Origin of the sequence: Specibacter cremeus (assembly GCF_003946885.1) — a bacterium.
GTDB classification, from domain to species: Bacteria; Actinomycetota; Actinomycetes; order Actinomycetales; family Micrococcaceae; genus Specibacter; species Specibacter cremeus.
The window spans coordinates 1-25,396 of sequence record NZ_RWKQ01000042.1 but is presented as its reverse complement, the minus strand read 5'-3'; the positions used below and the strand labels follow the sequence as shown (position 1 = coordinate 25,396).

The following is a 25,396-nucleotide window of genomic DNA, read 5'->3' as shown; positions in this document are numbered from 1 at the left end:
ATGCCAGCACTGGTCCGCCCCGTCCGCCTGCCCGTCCGCGCCCTCATGCCGTGGTCGGTGGCCGCCCTGGCGCTCGTCACCCTCGGTGCCGTGACGCTGCTGGCCGGCCACACGGCCCCCTGGTTCCAGCAGTACGACGACGGGTGGGACGGGTGGGTGCGCGGCTCGCGGACGCCGTGGCTCACCGGTGCGAACCTGGTGCTGAACTTCGTGGGGCAGACGGGGATGATCGTCTACTGCGCCGGCCTGTTCGTCGCCCTGCTCTTCCGGCACCACCGGCTCGCGTTCTTCACGGCCGGGGCCAACCTGGCCGTGCTCGCCGCCACCCACCTGCTGAAGGCGCTCACGGCCCGGCCGCGGCCCGCCGGCCGCCTCGTGACGGTGGACTCCGGTTCATTCCCCTCCGGGCATACGACGGTGACCGTCGCGGCGGCGGTGACGACCGCCGTCGTACTGGGACGGCTGTGGGTGTGGATCAGCGGCGCCATCCTCAGCGTCGCCATGATGTACAGCCGTACCTACCTGGGCGCGCACTGGCTCTGGGACACGATCGCCGGCGCGCTGCTGGGCGCCGGCCTCGTGTTCCTGTTGTGGGCGGCGGTGCAGGATAAATGCCTGCAACCGTATATACCCGTCAACGCGAGCTGATCAACGCGAACTTGCGGACGCACAACGGCACGAAGACCAGCAGCATGGCGCACGCCCCGAGCACCACCATGGGCACGGCGTGCTGGATCGGCCACGCATCCGGGATCGGTGCCGTGCCCTGGTTGCCGAACAGCGACCGGGCCGCATGGACCAGGGCCGAGACCGGGTTCCACTCGGCGAAGATGCGCAGCGGCGTCGGCAGGTTGGCCGGTTGCACGAAGGCGTTGGACACGAACGTCAGCGGGAACAGGATCATGAAGGCCGCATTGTTGATGACCTCCGGGGACCGTACGCTCATGCCCAGCAACGCCATGACCCAGCTGAACGCATAGGCGAACAACATCAACAGGCCCGCCCCGGCCAGGAACTGGGGCACGGACGTGTTCACCCGCCACCCGACGATCAGCCCGGTGGCCATCATGATGGTCATGGAGATGGCATTGAGCACCAGGTCCGAATTCGTGCGCCCGACCAGCACGGCCGAACCACTCATGGGCAGCGTCCTGAACCTGTCGATGATGCCGTCCTTGAGGTCCTGGGCCATGGNCGGAGCCCGAGTACGTGGCCCCGAACACGACCGTCTGGCCGAAGATGCCGGCCATCAGGTACTGCGTGTAGTCGGTGCCCGCCACGGAGATCGAGCCGGCGTAGACCTGGCTGAACAGCAGCACGAACATGATGGGTTGCAGCACGGCGAAGATGATCATGTCCGGGGACCGGCGCATCTTCAGCAGGTTGCGCCACGTCATCATCCACCCGTCGGAGAGCCACATGGCGGCCGCGTTGTAGGGCGCGGCAGGCAGCGTCGCCGCACTCACGGGACCACCTCCCGCTCGTCGTTCGCCGGCTGTTTCCCGGCCGGTTCCGGCTCTTGCTCCGTAGCGGCGCGGCCGGTGAGTTTCAAGAACACGTCGTCCAGGGTGGGGCGCCGTATCCCGGCGTCGTGCAGCGGGATCCCGGACTCCTTCAGCTCGCCCAGCACGGCGTGCAGTGCCGCCGGCCCGGAGTCGACGCGGACGTGCGCCGACCGGCCGTCGGACTCAAGCGCCGGCTCGCCGGCGCCGAAGCGCGCCAGGATCCGCAGGACTGCCGGGGCGTCGCCCTCGTCCACGACCGTCACCTCGACGNCGGTGCCCGCCGATCTGCGCCTTCAGCTCGTCCGCCGTGCCGTCCGCGATCACCTTCCCCGTGTCGATGACGGAGATGTGGTCGGCCAGCTGGTCCGCCTCCTCCAGGTACTGGGTGGTCAGCAGCAAGGTGGTCCCGTCGGCCACGAGCCCCTTGATGACATCCCACATGGCGAGTCGGCTGCGCGGATCCAGCCCCGTGGTGGGCTCGTCCAGGAACAGCACCGGCGGGCGGACCACCAGCGCCCCGGCCAGGTCGATGCGCCGGCGCATGCCACCGGAGAACCCCTTTACGGGCCGGTTCTGGGCCTCCGACAACTCGAACAGGTCGATGAGTTCGGCGGCCCGCCGGCGGGCCACCGACCGGCCCAGGTGGTAGAGCCGGCCCACCATTTCCAGGTTCTCGAAGCCCGTCAGGTTCTCGTCGACCGCCACGTACTGGCCGGAGACGCCGATCTTGCGGCGCACGGCCCGGGGGTCCCTCATCACGTCGATGCCGTCCACCGCGGCCGTGCCGAAATCGGGCTTGATCAGCGTGGTGAGGATCTTCACCACCGTTGTTTTCCCGGCGCCATTGGGCCCCAGCAGCGCCTCGACGGTGCCGCGCCGGGCGCTCAGGTCCAGGCCGTCAAGGGCATGGACGGTCCCACCCTTGGCCTTGTAGGTCTTGACCAGTCCGGTCGCTTCAATCATGGCCATGATGAACGTCCCCGCCCTCGTGGTTCCCGTCTGCGTTGGGCCGCGCCCCGATGCGCGGCGGTGCATTCAACAACCCACCAGCCTAGGCCCGTGCGGGCTCCCTGTGAAGGGGACGGGCTAAACCTCGGCGTCGGCCGTCGCCTGCTCGGATGCCGGCAGCGGCCGGGCGGCGGGGGCCGTGAGGATGGATGCCACGACCGCCACACCGATCGCCAGCAGGGCCCACCGGATGGTGAAGTGGTCGCCGAGGAAGCCGAGCAGCGGCGGGCCGGCCAGGAAGGCCACATACCCCACCGTGGAAACCACGGAAACGCGCGCCGCCGCGCGGGCCGGGTCGTCCGCGGCCGCCGACATGCCCATGGGGAAACCGAGCGCGGCGCCGGCGCCCCAGAGGACAGCGCCCACACCGGCCAGCCACACGTTCGGCGCCAAGACGAACAACAGCAGGCCGGCCAGCGATGCGCCGAGGCTGGCGTACAGCACGGTCACCCGGCCGTAGGCGTCGATGAACGTCCCGCCGATGAACCGGACGGCGGTCATGGCGGCCACGAACACGGCGAACATGATGGCGCCCTGCGATTCCGAGGTGCCCAGCCCGTCGACGGTCGCCTTCGCGATCCAGTCGTTCGCGGCTCCCTCGGTCAGGGCGGCGCCGAGCACCACCAGACCGACCATGAGCGTGCGCATCTCGGTCCAGGCGCTGCGGCCCCGCACCGGCCCGGGAGCCGGGCTGGTGGCGTCCGGGGTCACTGCGGTCGACGCGGCCACCGCGGGAGGCAGGAACGCGCGGGGCACGAACACCATGGAGACGCACACGAGCGCGACGATGGCGAGTAGGTGCCCGGTCAGGCTGACGTTCAGTGCGGACAGGCCGGCCCCCGCCAGGGCGCCGATGAACGCGCCGCCGCTGAATCCGGCGTGGAAACGCGGCATGATTGTCCGGCCCAGGTGGCGTTCCACCTCGGCGCCTTCCACGTTCTGCGACACATCCCACAGGCCGATGCCCACCCCGAAGAAGAACAGGCCGACGGCGGTCAACGGCACGAAAGCCAGCCCGAGGGCGATGGCAACCACCAGCCCGCCGAAGGCGGCCGTGAATCCGCCCAGCCGGACGGTTTTGGCCGTACCGAGCCGGGCGACGACCGAGCCGGCCATGGGCAGCGTGATGACGGATCCGGCGGAGATTGCCAGCAGCAGCAGGCCCATCTCGCCGGAGGTCAGGCCCAGGGTCCTTGTCACGGCGGGGATGCGGGCGGCCCAGCTGGCGAAGACCAGCCCGTTGAGGGCGAAGATGGAGAACGTCGCACTCGCCGCGGCGCGCGTCGTCCCGGGCGTGAGGCTGGCGGTGATAGGCACCAATTACTTTTATCCTAAAACTAATTTGGGTGTCAACCGTGCGTCTGGGGCGCACTTATGCACCATTCTGGGCCCAAAATGGTGCTTAAGTGCGCCCCAGATGCGGGTCAGCGGGCGCGCTCCACCCGTTTCTCGTCCCACACGGGTTCGTCGGATTCGTACACTTTCCCGTCCGAGCCGAACACGAAGAACCTGTCAAACGTGCGGGCAAACCAGCGGTCATGGGTCACGGCCAGGACGGTGCCCTCAAACGCGTCGATGGCGCGTTCCAGCGCCTCGGCCGAGTGCAGGTCGAGGTTGTCCGTCGGCTCATCCAACAGCAGCAACGTGGCGCCGGACAGCTCGAGGAGCAGGATCTGGAATCGGGCATGCTGGCCGCCGGAGAGCGAGTCGTATTTCTGTTCCGAACTGGATGCCAGCCCGTACCGGTCCAGCGCGCCGGCGGCTGGTTCGCGGCCGAGCCCGGAGCGGTGTTCGTCGCCGCGGTGCAGGATGTCCAGCAGGGTCCGGCCCAGCAGGTCCGGGCGAGCGTGGGTCTGGGCGAAGAATCCCGGCCGGATGCGGGCGCCGAGCTTGGCCGTCCCGGTGTGCGGAACGGGTGCGATCTCCACGTCCGAGACCGGCTCGTGTTCCTTCTCCGGGTCCGTGCCGCCGGCGGCCAGCAGCCGCAGGAAGTGGCTCTTGCCGCTGCCGTTGGAGCCCAGCACGGCCACCCGGTCGCCGAACCAGATCTCGGCGTTGAACGGCTTCATCAGACCGGTCAGCTCCAGCTTGGTGGCCACGATGGCGCGTTTCGCCGTCCGGCCACCCTTCAAGCGCATCTTCACGTTCTGCTCGATCGGCAGTGCCTCCGGCGGGCCGGCCTCCAGGAACTTCGCCAACCGCGTCTGCGCGGCCTGGTACCTGTTGGCCATGTCGGAGCGGAACGCGGCCTTGTTCTTGTACATGTTGACGAGTTCCTTGAGCTTGATGTGCTCCTCGTCCCAACGCTTGCGCAGTTCCTCGAACCGGGCGTTGCGGTCCGCCCGGGCTGTCACGTAAGAGGCGAAGCCGCCGCCGTGCGTCCAGCTGGAGGCACCGTTGATGCCCGGTTCCAGGGTGACGATCCGGTCCGCGGCGTTGGCCAGCAGCTCCCGGTCGTGGCTGACGAACAGGACCGACTTGTCGGATTCCGCCATCTTCGCTTCCAGCCAGCGCTTGCCAGGCACGTCCAGGTAGTTGTCCGGCTCATCGAGCAGCAGGACCTCGTCGGGGCCGGCGAACAGCGCTTCCAGCACCAGGCGCTTTTGTTCGCCGCCGCTGAGCGTGGAGGCGTGGCGGTACTGGGCGTTGTAGAAATCCACGCCCATGGCGGCCGTGGTGACCTCATCCCACAGTGTCTCGATCTCATACCCGCCGGCATCCCCCCAGTCGGCGATCGCCTGGGCGTAGGCCATCTGGGTGGGTTCGATGTCGTGCTCCATCATGGCCTGCTCGGTGGCGTCCACGGCGTGGCCGGCGGCGGCGATGGCGGGCGGGGCGACGGACAGCAGCAGGTCGCGCACGGTGCTGCCATCGCGGACCTGGCCGACGAACTGGCGCATGACGCCCATTGAACCCGAGCGCGACACGGCGCCCTCGTCGGCCTTGATGTCCTGGCAGATGATGCGCAGCAGCGTCGTCTTGCCGGTGCCGTTCGGGCCGATCAGCGCCGTCTTGGTGCCGTCGGAGACGCGGAGGGTCACCCCGTTGAGCAGTTGGCGCCCGTCGGAGAGGAAGTAGTCAATGCTTGCCACGTCGATATGTCCCACCCGGCCATTCTCCCATCCCGAGTGGCGGCGGGCCGGCGCCGGGTGCAGCTGGGCGGCGATTGCCCCTTGCCAACCGCACGAGACCCATGTCACACTGAGACTCGATACGCATCGACGATACGCATCGATGACGGGCTAAAGCCCCCGCCGAGGATGCCTTCGACTCAAAGGACAGGTAACTGTGCCAACAAGCAAGGACGTAGCGGCCGCCGCCGGCGTCTCCCAAAGCACCGTCTCCTATGTCATGAGCGGAAAGCGGCCCATCTCGGAAAAAACCCGGAAACGTGTTGAAGCCGCCATGGAGAAGCTGACCTACCAACCAAACGCGGGGGCAAGGGCGTTGGCCAGTCGTCGCACGAGGGTCATCGGCCTGGTCATCCCCTTCATCCCCGAGCTTCACATGAGTTCCATCATGGAGTTCATCGCCGTGATCGCGGCAACGGCCCGGCAGCTGGACCACGACATCCTGCTCGTCACCGATGATGAAGGTGCCGCTGGGCTCCAGCGAGTTGTCGGCCAACAGTTGTGCGACGGACTGATTCTCATGCAGGTGGAAGGCGTCGACAACCGCATTCCGGTGGTTCGTTCCTTGGGCGTTCCGGTGGTCCTGATTGGGATTCCCCAGCAAACAACGGGTCTCAATTGCGTGGATGCGGACTTTGAACAGGCCGGCGCGTTGTGTATCACCGACCTTGCCGACGCCGGTCATCGCAGCATTTGCATCGTAAATTGGCAGACCTCCGTGGTGGAGCGACACGTCAATTACGTGCAGCGGTTCCATGAAGGCGTGCGCTCCGCGGCCCTTGACAGGAAGGTCCAGATCGTCACTGTCGCCGGGAACAACGACCGCGCCGGCATGGCAGCGGCCGTCGACGAGGGGCTGGCGGGCCTTGCCGGAGCCCCGGCGTTCGTCTGCCCGGATGCCGGTATCCAGGAGCTGCTCCTGGATACGTTGCGCATCCGCGGCCTGACACCGGGGACGGACGTATCGGTCATTGGCGGGTGTTCCGCGGCCGTCGCGGAGCGACAAATCATCCCGCTCTCCACGATCGATCTGCAGCCCGCCACAGTGTCTCGACGGGCCGTGCAAATACTCTGCGCAATACTGGCAGGCCAATTGCAACAAGACCACGAATGTGTGGAATTGATATCACCGGTCATCGTCCATCGGGACAGCACGATCAAGCGCCCTGATGTGCCATAACCAGATCACAGATTCACCCCGAAGTGGGGGCGCAGGCCATGAAGTTTCAGCAAAGGAGCTAGATAAAATGAGAAACACAAAGATCGCAGCCGTCCTCGCCGGGGCGATGATGATTCCCCTCGCCATCGCCGGATGCTCGTCTGGCGGATCCGGGTCAAGCGGCAAAACGACACTGACCATCGAGGATTACTACAGTCCGCCCAGCCTGGCCCCGATGGAGGCCGTGTACAAGGCATGCGGCACCGACATCGGTGCGACGGTGAACGCCACCCATGTGCCCGGTGCCGGGCTCATCGCGAAGGTGCTTCAGCAGAGCTCTTCGAAGACGCTGCCGGACGTTTTGATGCTCGACAATCCCGATGTGCAGCAGATAGCCGAGTCGGGAGCGTTGTCGCCACTGAAGGACTACGGGATCAACGGCGACGGCTTTGCCCCCGCCGTCGTCGAGGCGGGCTCGTATCAGGGCACGTTGTACGGTCTCGCCCCTGCGGTGAACTCGATCGCACTCATTTACAACGTTGAGATCCTCAAGGCGGCTGGCATCACACCGCCGAAGACGTGGGCTGAGCTGCAAGACGCCGCGAAGAAACTGACCAAGCCGGGTCAGTACGGTTTTGCGTTCAGCGGCATCAACACGTACGAGGGGACCTGGCAGTTCATGCCGTTCATGTGGTCCAACGGCGGGAACGAGAAGAACATCAACACGCCGCAGACCGCTCAAGCGCTGCAGCTTTTGGTCGACATGGTCAACGCCGGCTCGGTATCGAAGAGTGTTGTCAACTGGGGACAGGGGGACGTGCTCGACCAGTTCACGGCCGGCAAGGCTGCCATGATGATCAACGGCCCCTGGAACTTCCCTGCACTTCAGGCTGCAACAGGTCTGAAGTGGGCGACGGTACCCATCCCCACGCCTACTGCTGGGCAGACTTCGATCGCACCTCTCGGCGGCGAGACATTCACGGTCCCCCAGACCGGTGACAAGAGCAAGATGGCGCTGGCCGGCAAACTCGTCGCCTGCATCAACAGCGCCAAGAGCCAGGAAACCATCGCCAAGGCCAACCTCAACATTCCTTCGCGCACGGCCGTGGCGCAGCAGGTGGCCACGTCGAACCCGCTGCTGGCTCCGTTCGTGACGGTCGTGGCGAATGCTCGTGCACGTACGGCTGAGCTCGGTCCAGACTGGCCGAAGGCGGCGACCAAGATCTACACGGCCGAGCAGCTCGCGCTCACAGGCAAAATGTCGCCGGCGGCTGCTCTCAATCAAGCACAGAGCCAGTGAATCAGACGGAGTACCCCGATGACGACTTCATGGAAGGTGCGTGAGTATGATGGCCGCCAGTGAAATTTCTTCCCTGACCGCCGATTCCGGCACATCGACGCCTCATCGGGGCGCTCCGGCTTCCCGCCGCCGCAGGCGATTGCGTTCCCGCACGGAGCAATGGATGTTCCTGGTGCCGGCACTCGCGTTCATCGTCTTGTTCTTTGGCTATCCCGTGGTCAAGAACATGATCATGGGTTTTCAGGACTATTCGACCAAGACTTTTTTCACGGGAGAGGCTCCGTGGGTTGGATTCTCCAACTATGTGGCGGTGATCTCGAGCAGCCTGTTCTCCACCGCAGTGATAAACACGGCGTTGTTCACGATCGGTTCTATCATCGGCCAGTTCGTGATCGGGCTCGCACTTGCGGTGTACTTCCGGCGCAGGTTCCCCCTCAACAATTTGCTGAGGTCGCTGCTTCTGCTGCCATGGTTGCTTCCCCTCATCGCGTCGAGCGCGGTGTGGAAATGGATTCTTGATCAGGACAGTGGGGTACTGAACCAGACCCTCCTCTTTTTTCACGTCATCAACACGCCGATTCCATGGTTGAGCAGTCCGGATATGGCACTGGTCGCGGTTATCATTGTCAACATCTGGCTGGGCATTCCGTTTAATGTCACGATTCTCTACGGTGGCTTGCAGGGCATCTCCGAGGAACTCTATGAGGCGGCCGCGCTCGACGGCGCGACCAAGTGGAAAGCGTTCAGGCACATCACTTGGCCGATGCTCAGGCCGGTCGCGAGCGTGGTATTGGTTCTCGGGGTCGTGTACACCCTGAAGGCGTTGGACATCATCCTCGGGCTCACCGGCGGTGGACCGGCGAACGCCACCCAGACTCTTACCACTCTCTCCTATCACGAATCGTTCGTGAATTTCTCGTTCGGTACGGGTGCCGCCATCAGCAACATCCTGATCGTCGTTTCGATGGTCTTCACTTTTATCTATCTCCGGGTCAATCGCCGTCCGGTGGACGAGTAGGGAACGTCATGAATACTTCAACAATGAAGCGGATTCCGTACACGATTCTCGGTGCCGTCTTTCTGGCGATCATGCTCTTTCCGGTGTACTGGATGGTCAATGCGTCATTCCAGCAAAATGGGAACGCCGTCAGCAGCTCCTTCTTCCCGACGAACCCAAGTTTCGCGGGTTACGCACAGGCACTCACCGAGCAGGGGGGAAACCTGATCACCAGCCTGATCGTCTCGCTCGGAACCGTCGTTCTCACGCTCTTGATTTCGGCGCCCGCCGCGTATGCCTTGGCGAAGTTCAAGTTGCGCTGGGTCAGCGTCATCGTGTTGTCACTGTTGGTTGCCCAGATGATTCCCGGAATCGTCATCGCGAACGCGCTGTACACGGCGTACAACGACATCGGTCTGCTGAACACAATCCCGGGCTTGATTCTCGCGGACGCGTCAAGCTCGATCCCCTTCGCGGTCCTGATCTTGCGGGCGTTTATGGGGTCGTTACCCTCTTCCCTGGTCGAGGCCGCGCGGGTCGACGGTGCCGGACACGTCCGGGCATTCGTTTCGATCGTCCTACCGGTCAGTCGAAATTCGCTGATCACGGCAGCGCTATTTAGCTTCCTTTTCACCTGGAGCGATTTCATCTTCGCACTGACGCTCACCACGTCGAACGCGGTCAGGCCCGTCACGCTTGGTATCTATGGCTATCTCAGTGGCAACATCCAGAGCTGGAGCCCCATCATGGCGACTGCGGTGATGTCGGCTATTCCGGCGATTATCCTGCTCGTCATCGCGCAACGATATATCGCGGCGGGTGCGCTTGGCGGATCCATCAAGTAGTCCCGCGAACCATTTTTGTCGTTGAACCTTATAAGCAAAGGAATCAAAATGCAGTCCGATGAAGCATCACAGAGCCCGCTGAAAGTCGTCGTGTGGGGTGAAAATCGTCACGAGCAGGTCGAGCAGCAGGTCGCCGAGCGGTACCCGGCAGGCATGCACGGCGCGGTCAAGGAAGGCCTCGAGGAGAACCTGGGCGACCGGGTTCGGGTTCGCACGGCGACCCTGGACGAACCAGAGCATGGTCTCACCGAGGAGGTGCTGGCGAACACCGACGTGCTCACGTGGTGGGGTCATGCCGCCCATGCTGAGGTCAGCGATGAAATCGTCGAGCGCGTGCACCGCCACGTACTCTCCGGCATGGGACTGATAGTCCTGCACTCGGGCCATTGGTCCAAGATTTTCACGAAGCTGATGGGAACGACCTGCACGTTGCGTTGGCGCAGTGAGCAGGATCGGGAGCTGGTGTGGACGGTCGACCCCACTCACCCAATCGCCAAGGGCGTGCCGCATCCGATCGTTATCGACGAGCAGGAGATGTATGGGGAGTTCTTCGACATCCCCACCCCTGAGGAATTGGTGTTCATCAGCTCGTTCAGCGGCGGCGAGGTGTTCCGCTCGGGCTGCACGTTCCGCCGTGGGCACGGGAAGATCTTCTTCTTCAGCCCCGGAGACCAGGACTATCCGGTCTACCACCACAAGGACGTCCGCCGCGTGATTTCCAATGCGGTGGAGTGGGCGGTGACGGATCGGCCGGAGCGGCAGATTCCCGAGCTGCTTCGATACGACACGGGCGAGTTCTTCCGCGGCCAGAACTACCAGGATGCAACGTCATGAACGTGTCGTTCAACACCGTGCCGAGCGCCGGCCCGCTCAGGGTCCTCGTCGTCGGCGCCGGCGGCATGGGCAAGGCGTGGCTGTCCACCGTGGAGGAGTCGCCCGACGTCGACCTGTGCGGCATCGTGGACCTGGACCTGGATACGGCGCGGGCGGCCGCCGCGGCCCTGGGCCGGCCGGACCTGCCGATCGGGCGGGACACGCCCGAATTGGCGGCACAGGTGGGCGCGCAGGCCGTCATCAACGTGACGGTTCCCGCGGCCCACCACGCGGTGACGACGGCGGCGCTCTTCGCCGGCCTGCCCGTGCTCGGCGAGAAGCCCGTGGCGTCCAGCGTAGCCCAGGGACTGTCCCTGGCGGCGGCAGCGGAGCTGAGCGGGGAACTATTCATGGTCAGCCAGTCGCGCCGCTACAACCACCAGCTGCACACCGCCAAGGCGATGGCGCAGACCCTGGGCAGGGTGGGGGTCATCTCCACGGAGTTCTTCAAAGCCCCCCATTTCGGCGGGTTCCGCGACGCCATGGCCCACCCGCTGCTGCTGGACATGGCCATCCACCAGTTTGACATGGCCCGGTTCCTGCTGGACCAGGACCCGGTCTCCGTGTTCTGCGAGGAATACAACCCGGGCTGGAGCTGGTATGACGGCGACGCCGGCGCCACCGCGGTCTTCGAGATGTCCGGCGGCTGCCGTTACGTGTTCACGGGCAGCTGGTGCAGCCCGGGGCTTGAGACGTCGTGGAACGGGCGCTGGCGCATCAGCGGCGAGCACGGATCGGTCCTGTGGGACGGCGACAACCGGCCGGCGATCGACGCCACGGGGCAGGCGCCCGCCGCCGACGTCCCCGATCCGGGCCAGGAGATCGCCGGGTCCCTGCGCGACTTCGTCCGGGCGTTGCGCACCGGCGCGTCCCCCATGGGACGAGTCCACGGGAACATCATGAGCCTTGCGATGGTCGAGGCCGCCGTCGAAAGCGCCGCCCACGGAACACGCGTCTCCATCGACGCCTTGTTGGACGCGGCCCGTCGAGACGCCGTCGCGGCCGAAACCCGTCCCGATGTGCGGTCCATGATGCATTCCTGGCCGTCCGTCCGCGAGATCCTGNGCGCGGCAGGTGCCCGCCCCGGTCCACGGCGCGTCATGAGCAATCGGACGACGACGGCCGGCCGCCGCCGCCGTCGTCCGTGCCGGCCGCATCAACCGCCTCCCTCAGCGGGACGCCGGCGGCGCCGTGGAGTCACGGACCACCAATTCCGTGGCCAGCTCCANCGTGCGGGGAGTCCAGCCGTTCGCCGTTGGCCAGGCGCAGCACGGACCGCAAGGCCGCCCGGCCCATGTCCTCCAGTGGCTGTGCAACGGAGGTCAGCCGCGGCACGGACTGCTCGGTGATGTCGGTGCCGTCGAACCCGACCAGGCTGAGGTCCACCGGCACCTGGATGCCGCGCCGGCGGGCCTCGGCCAGCACGCCGATGGCGATCGTGTCGCTGCCCGCGAAGATGGCCGTGGGCGGTTCGGCGAGGTCGAACAGCGCCCGTGCGCCGTCGATGCCGGATTCGCGGTTGAACTCGCCCGCCCGGATGTACTCCCCACGCGAGGCGACACCGCGGCCCCTGAGCGCGGCCAGGTAGCCGTGCAGACGCGCCATGCTGCATTCGGCCGCCTCGGGTCCGCCCAGGTAGGCGATGCGACGGTGGCCGAGTTCCAACAGGTGCTCGGTGGCGGCCTTCCCGCCGGCCCAGTTCGTCGCCCCGACGCTGACGTACCCGGTGCGTGGCGGGTTCAGCGGATCGACGATCACCACCGGGATGTTACGCCGCTTGAACGATTCCAGCTGCGGCCCGGTGACCTCGGAGGTGACCAGAATCAGGCCCCGGCGCCCCGTGTCCACCATCCGCGCCGCCCAGTCGTCGTGGTTGGCCTTGCCCGGCATGGCCGCCCCGACGGTCGTGAGCACCACCTCCACGCCGTTGGCCTCCGCCCCATCCAGGATGCCCTTGAGCATTCCGACCGGGTACCCGGCATCCAGCGCAGAGATGGCCACGTCGACCAGTGCCGGGCCCGTGGCCCGCACGCGGCGCTGCACCGGCGATTCGTACCCCAGCTGCTGTAGCGCCGCCTGGACGCGTTCGCGGGTGCTGGCCGCCACATCGTCCCGGCCGTTGATCACCTTGGACACGGTGGGTGCCGACACACCGGCGAGTTTCGCCACGGTCGCCAGGACCGGCTTGGCGTTCGGTGATCCCATGATGCCCCGCATCCCTAGATTCGAAAAGTTTCGTCGTCTGCAGTCTGTCCGATCCGCGCCCCAGTCGTCAAGATTTTCACCATGACCCCTTGACGCGTGACGCAGCTCACGGCTAGTTTCATTGCCAGTGCAGAATTATTTGCGAAATGTTTCGAAAATCCCGCAGCCGCGGCCCTCACGTTATGGAGACAAGTCATGGACAAGAAGACCTCCCGCCGGTCCTTCCTCTCACTCGCCGTCCTCACGCCCCTGGCCGCCTGGGGCCTGTCCGCCTGCGGCACCGCGGGTCCGGGCGGCGGCTCGAGCGCCTCCGCCGGCTCGGCGACCATGTGGTCGCTGTCCGGCCAGCCCAACGAGGGGCTCCGCAAGGACACCGTCGACGCGTTCAACAAGGCGAATCCGGACAGCCAGATCAAGCTCACGTTCTTCCAGAACGACGCGTACAAGACGAAGATCAAGACGGCCATCGGCGCCGGCGAGGCGCCGACCATCATCTTCGGCTGGGGCGGCGGCGGCCTGAAGACGTACGCCCAGGCCGGCCAGGTCATCGACCTGACGAGCTGGTTCGCCGACAACCCGAAGGTCAAGGAGAAGCTGTTCCCGTCCTCGTTCGGCGCCGCCACCGTGAACGGGAAGATCTACGCCCTGCCCACGGAGAACGTCGCGCCGATCATCTTCTTCTACAACAAGGACCTGTTCGCCAAGGCCGGCGCCCAGCCACCGAAGACGTGGGATGATCTGATGGCCCTGGCGAAGACGTTCAACGACATGGGGGTGGCGCCCATCTCACTCGGTGGGCAGTCGCGCTGGACGTCCATGATGTGGCTGGAGTACCTGTTCGACCGGATCGGCGGGCCAGAGGTGTTCAACGCCATCTTCGCCGGCAAGGCGAACGCCTGGTCCGACCCGGCCGCCATCGAGGCGCTGACGAAGATCCAGGACCTCGTCTCGGCCAACGGCTTCATCAAGGGTTTTTCCTCCATCACGGCTGACTCAAACGCCGACCAGGCCCTGTTGTACACGGGCAAGGCGGCCATGATGCTGCACGGCGCATGGACGTACGGGTCGATGAAGAGCGACGGCGGCGACTTCGTCACGGGCGGCAAGCTCGGCTGGGTCAACTTCCCGACCGTCTCCGGCGGCAAGGGCGACCCGAAGAACACGACCGGCAACCCGGGACAGTACTTGTCCATCTCGTCCAAGGCGAGCGAGGCGGAGCAGACGACGGCGAAGAAGTACTTCGCGGAAGGCCTGCGCACCGACGCCGAGATCGACAGCTGGATCAAAAACGGGCAGGTGCCGATCGTCACCGGCATCGAGGACAAGCTGGCCGCCACCCCCGACAAGGACTTCCTGACCTACGTCTACAACCTGGCCAAGAACGCACCGAACTTCCAGCAATCGTGGGACCAGGCGCTGAGTCCGACAGCGGCCGAGGCACTGCTGAACAACATCGACCAGCTGTTCACCAAGTCGATCACCCCGCAGCAGTTCGCCACCAACATGAACGCGACACTGGGCCAATGACGGCCACCACCACGCTGCCCGGCCGGCGCACGGCCACGGCCGGGCAGCGCAGCAAGGGCACAACCGGCCCGCTGGCCTGGCTGGTGATGCCCGCCCTCGTCGTGTTCGTCGTGTTCGCCGTCCTGCCGCTGGCCGGCGTGCTGCTGCTCAGCTTCACGCACTGGGACGGCATCGGGGCGATCTCATTCGCCGGCGTGGCGAACTGGCTGGACACGCTCAAGGACCCGATGATGTACCACGCGCTGTGGCTGACGTTCGTCATCATGGCCCTTTCCTGGCTGATCCAGACGCCACTGAGCCTGCTGCTGGGCACGTTCACGGCCGGTTCGCAGAAATACCGGGCGCTCCTGGCAGTGCTGTACTTCCTGCCCCTGTTGCTCTCCTCCGCGGCCATCGCCATCGCGTACAAGGCGCTGCTGGACCCGAACTTCGGCCTGGCCGCCGGCCTGCACCTGCCCATCCTGGCCCAAGACTGGCTCGGCCAGCCCGGCCTGGCGCTCGGCGTCGTCATCTTCGTCGTGTCGTGGCAGTTCATCCCGTTCCACACGCTCATCTACCAAGGCGGCGTCCGCCAGATCCCCAAGTCGCTGTACGAGGCGGCCGAGATCGACGGCGCCGGCCGAGTCAAGCAGTTCTTCTACATCACCGTCCCACAGCTGAAGTACACCATCATCACCTCCTCGACGCTTATGGTGGTCGGCTCGCTGACCTACTTCGATATGATCTTCGTGCTCACCGGCGGCGGACCCGGCAACGCGACCCGCAACCTGGCCCTGGACATGTACCTGACCGGGTTCCGGGCCAACCTGATGGGCCCGGCCAGCGTCATCGCCGTCATCCTCGTCGTGCTGGGGCTGGCCCTGGCGCTATTCCTGCAACGCCTGGGCGGCAAGGACGCGAACAAGAGCCAATTGGAAGGTGCCTGACGTGACCGCCTCACTGACGCGACGCACCGGTTCGGCGACGGCCCCGCTGGTCGAGCGCCGCCGCAGCCCGTGGGCGCGCGTGCGCCGCACAAACGTCCTCGGCGGTCTGGCCGGCTGGATCTGGCTGGCCGTGATCATCATCCCGATCTACTACATCCTCATCACGTCGTTCAAGAACCAGGCCGGCTACTTCAGCCAGAACCCGCTGGCCCTGCCGGCGCACCCGACGCTGGACAACTACAAGATGGTGCTGGCCAACGACTTCGGCCGCTACTTCCTCAACAGCGTCATCATCACCGTCGGCTCGGTCGTGCCGGCCGTGGCGTTCTCCTTCATGGCCGCGTTCGCGATAGTGCGCGGCACCGGCCGGTTCCTGAAGGGCGTCAACGCCCTTTTCCTGATGGGCCTGGCCATCCCGTTGCAGGCCACCATCATCCCGATCTACCTGCTGATCATTCGCATGCACCTGTACGACTCCCTGCTGGCCCTCATCCTGCCGTCGATCGCGTTCGCCATCCCGCTGACCGTGCTCATCATGGCCAACTTCATCCGGGACGTGCCGAATGAGTTATTCGAGTCGATGCGCCTGGACGGCTGCTCGGAGTGGCAAACCATGTGGCGGCTGGCACTGCCGCTGACGAAGCCGGCCATCGTGACCGTGTCCATCTACAACGGGCTCAACGTGTGGAACGGCTTCCTGCTGCCGCTGATCCTGACCCAGAGCCCCGAGCTGCGCGTGCTGCCGCTGGCGCTGTGGACGTTCCAAGGCCAGTACTCGGTCAACATCCCGGCCGTGCTGGCCTCGGTCGTGCTGACCACGCTGCCCATCCTGGTGCTGTACGTGCTCGGCCGCCGGCAGTTGCTCAGCGGCCTGACCGCCGGCTTCAGCAAGTAGACCCCCACCGAAAGGACTTCCCCATGACACACCCCACGCCGGAGCTGCGTGTCGGCATGGTCGGCTACGCGTTCATGGGCGCCGCCCACTCGCACGCGTGGCGGACCGCGCACCGTTTCTTCGACCTGCCGTTGACCCCGGTCATGGCGGCCGTCGCCGGGCGCAATGCCGATGCCGTCGCCGCGGCCGCCCACACCCAGGGCTGGGCATCCACGGAGACGGATTGGCGGGCGCTCATCGAGCGCGACGACATCGACCTCATCGACATTTGCACGCCCGGCAACACGCACGCCGAGATCGCCATTGCGGCGCTGAAAGCGGGCAAGCACGTGTTGTGCGAGAAGCCGCTGGCGAACTCGGTCGCCGAGGCGCAGGAGATGACAGCGGTCGCCGAGGAGGCCGCGCGCAATGGCGTGTTCGCCATGTGCGGCTACTCCTACCGCCGGACACCGGCGCTGGCCCTGGCGAAGAGGATGGTCGACGACGGCCGCCTCGGCACGATCCGCCAGGTCCGGGCCCAGTACCTGCAGGACTGGCTCTCCGACGAGAACGCGCCGCTGACGTGGCGCCTGGACAAGACGAAGTCCGGGTCCGGCGCGCTCGGCGACATCGGCGCGCACAGCATCGACGCCGCCCAGTTCGTCACCGGACAGCGGATCACGGGGGTCTCGGCCCTCATGGAGACGTTCACGAAGGAGCGCCCCGTGGGTGGCGACCTGATGGGGCTCGGCGGGCACGGTGACATGGCCGCGGACGCGCGGAAGGGCCCGGTCACTGTCGACGACGCGGTCATCTTCAGTGCCAGGTTCGACGGCGGCGCGATCGGCTCGTTCGAGGCGACCCGCACGGCGCTGGGTCGCAAGAACGCCATGCGGCTGGAGGTCAACGGCTCCCTCGGCTCGATCGCGTTCGACTTCGAGGACATGAACTTCCTGCAGTTCTACGATGGCACGGACGCCGAGGACGCCCGCGGTTTCCACCGCATCATGGTCACCGAACCCGTCCACCCCTACGTGGGCAATTGGTGGCCCACCGGCCACGGGCTCGGCTACGAGCACGGCTTCACGCACCAGGTGGCCGACCTGCTCACCGCACTGGGCAGTGCAACCCAGCCCACGCCGTCGTTCGCCGACGCCCTCGCCGTCCAGCGCGTGCTGGCCGCCGTCGAAACCAGCGCCACCAACCACAGCCGATGGACCACCGCCGAGACAGCCACCGAGGAGACCCGATGACCCGCCCCATCACCCTGTTCACCGGCCAATGGGCCGATCTCCCGTTCGAGGAGGTGGCGCGGCTGGCCGGCCACTGGGGGTATGACGGGCTGGAGATCGCGTGCTGGGGCGACCACCTGGACCCGTGGCGGGCGGTGGCGGACGACGCGTACCTGCAGGACCGGCTGGACATCCTGGCCCGCAACAACCTGTCCGTGCACGCGATCTCCAACCACCTCAACGGGCAGGCCGTGTGCGACGACCCGATCGACGAACGCCATCAGGGCATCGTGTCCACCCGGGTCTGGGGCGACGGCGAGCCCGAGGGCGTGCGGCGGCGGGCCGCCGAGGAGCTGAAGATGACGGCGCGGGCCGCGGCCCGGCTCGGCGCCACGACCGTCACCGGGTTCACCGGGTCCGCGATCTGGAAGTGCGTGGCCATGTTCCCGCCCGCCTCCGAGGCCATGATCGAGCGCGGCTATCAGGACTTCGCGGATCGCTGGAACCCGATCATCGACGTGTTCGACGAGGTGGGCGTCCGGTTCGCGCTGGAGGTGCACCCGTCGGAGATCGCCTACGACTACTGGACCACCAAGCGGACGCTGGAGGCGATCGGGCACCGGGAAGGGTTCGGGTTGAACTTCGACCCGTCGCACTTCATCTGGCAGGACCTGGACCCGGCCATGTTCCTGGCCGACTTCGCCGAGAAGATCTACCACGTGCACCTCAAGGAATCGGTGAAGCAGCTGGACGGACGCAACGGCCGGCTCGGCTCGCACCTGCCCTGGGGCGACCCGAGGCGCGGCTGGGACTTCGTCACGGCCGGGCACGGCGATGTGCCGTGGGAGCGGATCTTCCGCATGCTCAACGCCATCGGCTACGCCGGGCCCACCAGCGTCGAGTGGGAGGACGCCGGCATGGACCGGCTGGTCGGCGCCCCCGAGGCGCTCGCCCTGGCCCGGCGCCTGGCCACCATCACCCCCGCCACGGCCTCCTTCGACGCCGCATTCGCCACGAAATAACCACACCAAGGAAGCGAAGACCATGACCGAAACGAAATCCGCCCTCGTGGTGCGCGGCGGCTGGGACGGGCACCAGCCCGTCGAAGCCACCGACCTGTTCATCCCGTTCCTGCGCGTGAACGGCTACGACGTGCGTATCGAGGAGGGCCCGAAGATCTACACCGACACCGGGTACCTGGCCGGCGTCGACCTGATCGTCCAGTGCAACACCATGAACACGATCGAACGCGACGAGCTCGCCGGCCTGATGGGCGCCGTGGAGGCCGGCACGGGCCTGGCCGGCTGGCACGGCGGCATCGCCGACTCCTACCGCAACTCCTCCGACTACCTCCACTTCATCGGCGGCCAGTTCGCCTGCCACCCCGGCAAGCACCCGGACGAACGCGTGGGCGATGCGTCGGACAACTTCCTGGACTACCGGGTCGAGATCACCGATCGCCGGCACCCCATCACGGCCGGGATCGACGACTTCAGCCTCACCACCGAGCAGTACTGGGTGCTCACGGACGACTACATCGACGTGCTGGCGACCACCACGCTGCCGGCCCGCGCGTTCGACCCGTGGCACCGTCCGGTCATCGCGCCCGCCGTGTGGACCCGGCGGTGGGGTGCGGGCCGGATCTTCGTGGCCACCCCCGGCCACAGCGTCGACGTCCTGCAGGACACCAACGTCAAGACCATCATCGAAAGGGGCCTGCTGTGGGCCAGCCGCTGAACCCGCTCAATGTCGGCATCATCGGGGCCGGCACGATCATTGCCGCCTACCTCGAAACGTTCCCGAAGCTTCCGAACGTGCGCCTGGTGGCCGTCGCCGACCTGGACCACGCCCGCGCCGAGGCCGTGGCCGCCGCGCACCCGGGCGTGCGCGCACTGGGCGTCGATGAACTGATCGACGACGACGAGGTGCAGTTGGTCCTGAACCTCACCATCCCGGCAGCCCACGCCGGCATCGCATTGAAGGCGATCGCCGCCGGCAAGCACGTGTACGGCGAGAAGCCATTGGCCGCCACGACCGACGAGGCACGCGAGGTTCTCGCCGCCGCCGTGGCCGCCGGCGTCGTCGTCGGCTGCGCACCGGACACCGTGCTGGGCACCGGCACGCAGACGGCCCGCAAGGCCATCGACGACGGGCTGATCGGCGCGCCGATCGCGGCGACGGCCACGATGGTCACCCCCGGGCACGAACGCTGGCACCCGAACCCGGACTTCTACTACCAGCCCGGCGGCGGACCGCTGCTGGACATGGGCCCGTACTACGTCAGCGCGCTCGTGACGCTGCTGGGACCCGTGCGGTCGGTGGTGGGATCCGCGGCGCACACCCGCGCGGAGCGCACCATCGGCTCCGGCCCGCGCGCCGGCGAGGTCATCCCGGTGGCCACGGACACGCACGTCAGCGGCGTGCTGGTCCACGAATCGGGGGCCCTGTCGACGCTCGTCATGAGCTTCGACGCCGTGGCAACGCGGTCGGCGAACATCGAGGTCCACGGCGAGCGCGGATCCCTGGTGGTGCCGGACCCGAACCACTTCGACGGCGACGTGTCGGTGCACCGGCTCGGCGGCGAAGGGTGGGAGCCGGTGCCGGTGTCCGCCGGCTACGTGGGTTCGTCCCGCGGCATCGGCGTGCAGGACCTGGCCACGACGGCGGCCGGCGCGCAGCCGCGCGCCGGCGGGCGGCTCGCGTTCCACGTCCTGGACGTCATGGAGTCGCTGCTGGCCAGCGCCCGCTCAGGGCAGGCCGTGCCCGTGGCCAGCACGTGCGAGCGATCGGCCGCGGTCCCGCTGACCGAGGTGGCGCTTCAGGGCAGCGCGTAGGCCCGGCGCGCGTTGTCGCGGGCGATGAGACGGACCACCCTGCGGGCGTCGGCCTCGGACCAGTCATCGTTGTCGATCCATCCACCGATGACCGTGGCGATCGCGTTGCGCCACAGCCGGGCGCCGAGGTAGTGCAGTTCGCCGGGGCCGCAGGCGTCCGAGGAGTAGAGGATCTTGGTGAAGGGGGCCAGTTCCAGGGAGTGGGCCACCAGGGCCCGGCTCCGGCCCCGGTGAAGTTCACCGCCAGTCCCACATCCAGGTACACGTTCTCGAACGCTTGGGCCAGGTATCCGGCCTCCCGTTCGAACGGGTAGCAGTGCAGCAGCATGACCGGCGTTCGGCGGACCGGGCACGTTCGTGCAGGCGCCTGCCGAATGCGTCGGCGTAGTCCGCCGGATTCGGGATGTCGGCCATCAGGGACTCGGCGACCGCCTCCAGCCGCACGATCTCGTACGCGTTGCCGCCCGAGATCGCGGCCATGTCATCGGGGCCAAGGCAGTCGGTGGGCGTGAATCCGGTGTCGACCAGCCAGTCGCTCACTCCCGCGGCGCGGGTCATGCGGCGACCCACCTCATGTTCGCCGAGTTCGCTCCGGCGGCGCCAGTACTGCGCGGGCTCGACATGAGGCGGCAGGTCAAGGAGCCCCGCGCACCAGCGCCGGACCGCGAAGCCGAGCTGCGATTCGTACGCTTCCGCCGGCCGGACCAGGGGTTCGTTGTTGGCCTCGTTGAGGGCGTTCTGGAAACGGGCCTCGCTGCCATCGACGCGAAACGCCCCATGGACGTGATGGTCGATCAGGCTGACCTGGTCGACGAAGTCGCCAAAGGAATCCGGGGCCATCAGATCGACTAGGCGAGTCGGAAACGACTGGCCAGCTCGTCCGGTGCCATCCCACCGTACGTTGCTTGTTCATGGCGGCGGACGGCGACGGTCACATCGACGATGTCATCACCCAGTAGTCGTCGCGCCAACCGTGACCGGTCGAGCGTGTCGATGACCAGGGCCGGGGAGTTGGGGAGCAGCTCCACCCCGGCGGCCCTGCGTTCCTGGTCGGTCAGCCTCCCCGGGTCCCCCGGCATCTCGTGCGGCAACCGATGGTTCGTCCGGAGGCCGTCGAGCGCAAGGGCCAGGATCGAGGCGGAGGCCAGGTAGACGTTGGCCGACGGGTCGACGATCTTCACCTCGACATTGGCCCCGTGCGGGTTGCCCTCGCCGTCGGCCAGGAAACGGACGGACGCCTCCCTGTTTTCCAGGCCCCAACACAAGTGGACCCCGGACCAGGCGCCCGGCGCCAGGCGGCCTCCCGACAGGATCGAACCGGTGAGAAACCCCTGGATGTCCGGCAGACCCGCAAGGATTCCCCCGATGGCGGCGCCGCCCGCCGTCGATATCCCGTGCGGCCCGGTGCCCCCGGCGAACAGTGGCACGCCGTTGCGTGACAGGGAGAGGTGGTGGTGGGCCCCGTTGCCGACCACGCCGGGGAACGGGGACGGGGAGAAGGACGCCCGGAGGCCGTGGGCCCTGGCGGCAAGACCGACGACGATCCTGGCCAGCACGACGGCGTCGGCCGCCGCCACCGGCCCGGCGGGGGGCAGCGAGAATTCGAACTGGTTTCGGCCGTATTCCGCGTGGATCTGCTCTGGCGGAATACCGGCCCCGTCCAGCGACACGAGCAGGTCATCCAGGAATCCGGCCCGGTCGAAGAGCCCGGTGGCACCGTAGGGCACCCAGGGAGTGGTTTCCAGCGGGGAGCCGTCCGGGGCCACGAGCACGAATTCGAGCTCGTGGCCGACGAGGGCCCGGAATCCGGCGTCCCCGAGGCTCGTCTCGACAGTGCGGAGTGCGCGGCGGGGGCAGGTTGGCGCGGGCGATCCGTCCTGGCGGAAAAGGCTTCCGGGCGCCCACGCCCTGCCTGCGCCCAGGACACGCAAATCGTTGGGGTCGATTTTCAGGCGCATGTCACCGACGGCGTCGATGCCGCCCGTGTAGGCGATGTCGCCGCCACTGGTGAAGACATCCCACACGGGTGCGGCCCCCATGCCCGATTGCTGGAATGCCGCCAGCCGTGCCAGGGGGACGCCCTTGGCCAGCGTGATGCCCGCGGCGTTCACCACCGTGCCGATGATGAGACGGACGCCGGCCTCCCGGAGGTCACCGACGCTGGGGTTGCCGGCGGCTGATGTGATTCGGGTCATGCCCCCATCATGCACCGCCTGTCCCGCCACGGGAGCAGCTCCTCCACGGCGGCGCCGATCCCGAACACCATCGCATCGTCGAAGGGGTGGCCGACGATTTGCACGCCGGTCGGGATGCCGCAGTCGGCCATGCCGCTGGGCACGGCCAGGACGGGGCAGCGGTTGTTGATGTTGAAGGGCGCCGTCATGTGGGCCTGCCAATAGTGGTCCAGGTGCACGCCGTCGACGTCGATCCCGTCGAGGTAGTCTCCGTCGGCCTCCAGCGCCGGCACCGCGGAGGCCGGGCAGAGCAGGGCGTCGAAGCCGGCCATGGCGGCGGCCAGTTCCGCCTGGATCCGCGCCTCCGCCCGCAGCCCGTCCAGATGCCGGTTGCGGGCCGCCGCCCCCCGGGCATCCGCCATGAAGCGCCGGGTGTAGCCGGCCAGCAGCTCCGGGGCGTCGGCGGTGTCGTCCTCCATGGCGGGACCCAGCAGGTGGCCGAAATGGGTGAACATGGTCTCGCTGATCCGCGCGGAGGTCCAGGGCAGGGCTATCTCCTCCACGACGGCCCCGGCATCGCGCAGCGCGGTGGCCACGGCCCGGGTGTTGCGTTCCACGTCGGCCGCCACGCGGTAGTCGCCCAGCCGGATGCACAGCGCAATCCGCAGGCCGGCGACCGAGTCGTACCGGGCGGGCAGGTCCGGTCCCGTGGCCAGGGTTGCATGGTCGCCGGCATCCCGGCCGGCCATGACGTTGGCCAAGAGCGCGGCGTCGGCGACCGTCCGTGCCATGGGCCCGTCGCCCCGGTAGTGGTCCGCCGCTAGCGGGGCCAAGCCGGGGATGCGCCCGTAGGGCGCCTTGAAGCCCACGGTGCCCGTGAACGACGCCGGCAGCCGGGTCGATCCGGCGATGTCCGAGGCCGTGGCGAGGGGCGCGAACCCGGCGGCCAGGGCCGCCCCGGACCCGCCGGAGGACCCGCCCGGGGAATAGCGCGGATTCCACGGGTTGCGCGTCACGCCCCACAGCGGGGAGTGCGTCACCGTGGCGCAGCTGTATTCGGGGGTGGCCGTCCGGGCGTGGATGATGCCGCCGGCCGCCTGGATCCGCCGGATGACGGGGTGGCTTTCCGCGGCGACGTTGTCCCGCCACGCCACCAGGCCCTGGGACAGGGTCCGGCCCGCGATGCCGTGCTTCTCCTTGGCCGCGACCGGGATGCCCAGCAGCGGCGGCAGTTCCCCGCCCCGCCGGTACCGGTCCTCGGCGTCGCGGGCCCCGGCCAGGGCGTCGTCGAACAGCGTCTCGGTCAGGGCGTTGACGTGCCCGTCCATGTTTTCCGCGCGGTCGATGACGGCCCGCATCAATTCCACGGGTGAGAGCTCCCGGCGGCGAAACAGGCCCAGGGCGGTGCCGGCGTCCAGGTAGTGGAGGTCCGTCACGTCAGCCCCGCCCCCCGGCCGCGGCAAAGCAGCGGTCCGTGTCCCCGGCGAGCGCGCCATCCACCAGCTTGTGCACCACCCGGGTGAGCATGTCGACGCCGGTGGCCATGTCCGCATCCGTGGAGAACTCCCGCTCGCAGTGGGAGACGCCGTCAACGCTCGGGATGAACAGCATGACGGACGGGACCAGCGTGTTCATCGCCACGGCGTCGTGGCCGGCCATCGTCTGGATCCGGCGCGAGGCCAGTCCCAGCTCGCGGGCGACCTTGCCGGTGAGCTCAAGCCCGGCTTCGGGGAAGCGCCGGATGGGCCGGATGTCGAAGTCCAAGACGTTGATCCGGATGTCGTGGGCGCGGGCGAGTTCCGCGATGTCCCTGAGCAACGTGGCCCGTGCGGCCTTGACGATCTCCGGGTCCCCGGAGCGCAGGTCGGCCACCATGTGGACCCGACGGGCCACGACGATCGGCGAATTCGGTTCCAGCGCCAGTTGCCCGATCGACGAGACGAGGGCTTCCTCCGCAAAATCCTTGGTGACGTCGTTGACCATGAGCACGATCTTCGCTGCCGCGACCAGGGCGTCGTGGCGGTCCGCCATGGCCGTGGCTCCGGTGTGCGACTGCTCGCCCAGCACCTCGATGTCCAGCTTCTGCGTGTACCAGCTGCTGTCCACGAGTCCGATCGGGATGCCCTCGCGCTCCAGGATGCGGCCCTGTTCGATGTGGATTTCGGCGTAGCTCACCGGCGTGGGGCGTGCGTCGGACCCCAGGTGGCCGATCCCCGCCAGCGCCTCCCGCACCGTGGTGCCGGCCGAGTCGGTCACGGCCAGCATGGCATCCTCGTCGAACAGTCCGGCGAACACCGAACTGCCCATGACGCTGGGGGCGAACCGCCCGCCCTCCTCGTTGAACCAGTTGACCACAGCAAGGTTGAACGCGGGGGCGCTGCCCGATTCAGCGACGGCGACATCGATGCGGCGTGCGGCGTGCAGTGCGGCCACGACGCCGTACGCGCCGTCGAAGCGGCCGCCCAGGGGCTGGCTGTCCAGATGTGAACCAACCAGGACATACGGTGCCCCGGGCGTCCACTCCAGCAGCGCGAACATGTTGCCGATCCCGTCCACGTGCAGCGCATATCCGGCATCCTGCACCCAGCGGGCAAACCATGCCCGGGTCCGCGCGTCCGCCGGCGTCGCGGCCTGGCGGTCGACGCCGTTGTTCGCCGTGGCGCCGATGGTGGCCACGTGGTGGAAGTCCTGCAGGAATGCTGCCGTGCTCATGGGGAATCCTTAGAACGTGTTGGGAAAGTGTTCGGTTTTCCCGGTGACCGCGGCGGACCGTGGGTCCAGTATTGGAGTATGAAGGATTATCCAT

At 67.3% G+C, this 25,396-nt stretch carries 24 protein-coding genes and 1 pseudogene; 14 read left to right on the top strand and 11 right to left on the bottom strand.

Going from position 1 to position 25,396, the window contains the following annotated elements; genetic code table 11:
• Positions 1-648, top strand: a complete 648-nt coding sequence (locus tag EJC77_RS15350; RefSeq protein WP_125614471.1) for a phosphatase PAP2 family protein — start codon at positions 1-3, stop codon at positions 646-648.
• Here EJC77_RS15350 and EJC77_RS15345 read toward each other — a convergent pair.
• The 5 genes from EJC77_RS15345 to EJC77_RS15330 all read right to left on the bottom strand — a co-directional run bounded on the left by EJC77_RS15345 (position 635) and on the right by EJC77_RS15330 (position 5,620).
• A complete protein-coding gene (locus EJC77_RS15345) occupies positions 635-1,192 on the bottom strand; it encodes an ABC transporter permease (protein WP_338069487.1) in 558 nt (185 codons plus the stop codon). The two genes, EJC77_RS15350 and EJC77_RS15345, sit on opposite strands and share 14 nt — an antisense overlap.
• Before the next feature lie 270 nt (positions 1,193-1,462).
• Positions 1,463-1,759 (bottom strand): hypothetical protein, encoded by a 297-nt coding sequence (locus tag EJC77_RS21465; protein WP_338069486.1) that lies wholly within the window; start codon positions 1,757-1,759, stop codon positions 1,463-1,465.
• A complete protein-coding gene (locus EJC77_RS15340; protein WP_476712885.1) occupies positions 1,689-2,468 on the bottom strand; it encodes an ATP-binding cassette domain-containing protein in 780 nt (259 codons plus the stop codon). Before EJC77_RS15340 ends, EJC77_RS21465 begins: the two co-directional genes overlap by 71 nt.
• A gap of 123 nt (positions 2,469-2,591) precedes the next feature.
• The gene (locus EJC77_RS15335) at positions 2,592-3,824 is read right to left on the bottom strand and encodes an MFS transporter (RefSeq protein WP_125614512.1); all 1,233 of its coding nucleotides are present in this window, start codon (positions 3,822-3,824) and stop codon (positions 2,592-2,594) included.
• Positions 3,825-3,937: 113 nt separating this feature from the next.
• Entirely contained in the window at positions 3,938-5,620 is a 1,683-nt protein-coding gene (locus EJC77_RS15330; RefSeq protein WP_125614468.1) for an ABC-F family ATP-binding cassette domain-containing protein, read from the bottom strand.
• A gap of 181 nt (positions 5,621-5,801) precedes the next feature.
• Between EJC77_RS15330 and EJC77_RS15325 the strand changes: the two genes are divergently transcribed.
• From EJC77_RS15325 to EJC77_RS15300, 6 genes are all read left to right on the top strand, one after another.
• Complete coding sequence (locus tag EJC77_RS15325) at positions 5,802-6,824, top strand: LacI family DNA-binding transcriptional regulator (protein ID WP_125614465.1); 1,023 nt, start codon at positions 5,802-5,804, stop codon at positions 6,822-6,824.
• A 67-nt stretch (positions 6,825-6,891) separates the two neighbouring features.
• The gene (locus tag EJC77_RS15320; RefSeq protein WP_125614463.1) at positions 6,892-8,103 is read left to right on the top strand and encodes a sugar ABC transporter substrate-binding protein; all 1,212 of its coding nucleotides are present in this window, start codon (positions 6,892-6,894) and stop codon (positions 8,101-8,103) included.
• A gap of 49 nt (positions 8,104-8,152) precedes the next feature.
• Positions 8,153-9,121, top strand: coding sequence for a carbohydrate ABC transporter permease (locus EJC77_RS15315; protein ID WP_125614510.1), 969 nt, complete (start codon positions 8,153-8,155; stop codon positions 9,119-9,121).
• An 8-nt stretch (positions 9,122-9,129) separates the two neighbouring features.
• Entirely contained in the window at positions 9,130-9,945 is an 816-nt protein-coding gene (locus EJC77_RS15310; protein WP_125614460.1) for a carbohydrate ABC transporter permease, read from the top strand.
• A gap of 48 nt (positions 9,946-9,993) precedes the next feature.
• Complete coding sequence (locus EJC77_RS15305; RefSeq protein WP_125614457.1) at positions 9,994-10,779, top strand: ThuA domain-containing protein; 786 nt, start codon at positions 9,994-9,996, stop codon at positions 10,777-10,779.
• Complete coding sequence (locus EJC77_RS15300; RefSeq protein ID WP_338069484.1) at positions 10,776-12,167, top strand: Gfo/Idh/MocA family oxidoreductase; 1,392 nt, start codon at positions 10,776-10,778, stop codon at positions 12,165-12,167. The genes EJC77_RS15305 and EJC77_RS15300 overlap by 4 nt, the downstream gene beginning before the upstream one ends.
• On the opposite strand, the pseudogene EJC77_RS15295 reads toward EJC77_RS15300, so the two are convergent.
• Positions 12,112-13,023, bottom strand: a pseudogene (locus EJC77_RS15295) (LacI family DNA-binding transcriptional regulator); the annotation flags it as partial. The gene EJC77_RS15300 and the pseudogene EJC77_RS15295 overlap by 56 nt on opposite strands.
• A 195-nt stretch (positions 13,024-13,218) precedes the next feature.
• Between EJC77_RS15295 and EJC77_RS15290 the strand changes: the two are divergent.
• Genes EJC77_RS15290 through EJC77_RS15260 form a run of 7 tightly spaced genes read left to right on the top strand, consistent with a single transcriptional unit; the run spans position 13,219 to position 20,416 of the window.
• Positions 13,219-14,550 (top strand): extracellular solute-binding protein, encoded by a 1,332-nt coding sequence (locus EJC77_RS15290; RefSeq protein WP_125614454.1) that lies wholly within the window; start codon positions 13,219-13,221, stop codon positions 14,548-14,550.
• On the top strand, positions 14,547-15,476 hold the full coding sequence (locus tag EJC77_RS15285) for a carbohydrate ABC transporter permease (RefSeq protein WP_125614451.1): 930 nt from the start codon (positions 14,547-14,549) through the stop codon (positions 15,474-15,476). Before EJC77_RS15290 ends, EJC77_RS15285 begins: the two co-directional genes overlap by 4 nt.
• A 1-nt stretch (position 15,477) precedes the next feature.
• Positions 15,478-16,371, top strand: coding sequence for a carbohydrate ABC transporter permease (locus EJC77_RS15280; RefSeq protein ID WP_125614448.1), 894 nt, complete (start codon positions 15,478-15,480; stop codon positions 16,369-16,371).
• A 23-nt stretch (positions 16,372-16,394) separates the two neighbouring features.
• Positions 16,395-17,603, top strand: a complete 1,209-nt coding sequence (locus EJC77_RS15275; RefSeq protein ID WP_125614445.1) for a Gfo/Idh/MocA family protein — start codon at positions 16,395-16,397, stop codon at positions 17,601-17,603.
• Positions 17,600-18,604: a sugar phosphate isomerase/epimerase family protein gene (locus EJC77_RS15270; protein ID WP_125614442.1), complete on the top strand. Its 1,005-nt coding sequence runs from the start codon at positions 17,600-17,602 to the stop codon at positions 18,602-18,604. The genes EJC77_RS15275 and EJC77_RS15270 overlap by 4 nt, the downstream gene beginning before the upstream one ends.
• Before the next feature lie 22 nt (positions 18,605-18,626).
• The gene (locus tag EJC77_RS15265; protein WP_125614439.1) at positions 18,627-19,319 is read left to right on the top strand and encodes a ThuA domain-containing protein; all 693 of its coding nucleotides are present in this window, start codon (positions 18,627-18,629) and stop codon (positions 19,317-19,319) included.
• Positions 19,304-20,416, top strand: a complete 1,113-nt coding sequence (locus EJC77_RS15260; protein ID WP_125614436.1) for a Gfo/Idh/MocA family protein — start codon at positions 19,304-19,306, stop codon at positions 20,414-20,416. The genes EJC77_RS15265 and EJC77_RS15260 overlap by 16 nt, the downstream gene beginning before the upstream one ends.
• Here EJC77_RS15260 and EJC77_RS21165 read toward each other — a convergent pair.
• Genes EJC77_RS21165 through EJC77_RS15240 form a run of 5 tightly spaced genes read right to left on the bottom strand, consistent with a single transcriptional unit; the run spans position 20,401 to position 25,302 of the window.
• A complete protein-coding gene (locus tag EJC77_RS21165; protein WP_240630285.1) occupies positions 20,401-20,625 on the bottom strand; it encodes a hypothetical protein in 225 nt (74 codons plus the stop codon). The genes EJC77_RS15260 and EJC77_RS21165 overlap by 16 nt on opposite strands.
• Before the next feature lie 28 nt (positions 20,626-20,653).
• Positions 20,654-21,256, bottom strand: coding sequence for a hypothetical protein (locus EJC77_RS15255; protein ID WP_240630284.1), 603 nt, complete (start codon positions 21,254-21,256; stop codon positions 20,654-20,656).
• 8 nt (positions 21,257-21,264) lie between these two features.
• The gene (locus tag EJC77_RS15250; protein ID WP_125614433.1) at positions 21,265-22,611 is read right to left on the bottom strand and encodes a type I glutamate--ammonia ligase; all 1,347 of its coding nucleotides are present in this window, start codon (positions 22,609-22,611) and stop codon (positions 21,265-21,267) included.
• Complete coding sequence (locus EJC77_RS15245) at positions 22,608-24,026, bottom strand: amidase (protein ID WP_240630283.1); 1,419 nt, start codon at positions 24,024-24,026, stop codon at positions 22,608-22,610. The genes EJC77_RS15250 and EJC77_RS15245 overlap by 4 nt, the downstream gene beginning before the upstream one ends.
• Position 24,027: 1 nt before the next feature.
• A complete protein-coding gene (locus EJC77_RS15240) occupies positions 24,028-25,302 on the bottom strand; it encodes a M20 family metallo-hydrolase (protein WP_125614429.1) in 1,275 nt (424 codons plus the stop codon).
• Positions 25,303-25,396 lie beyond the last annotated feature (94 nt).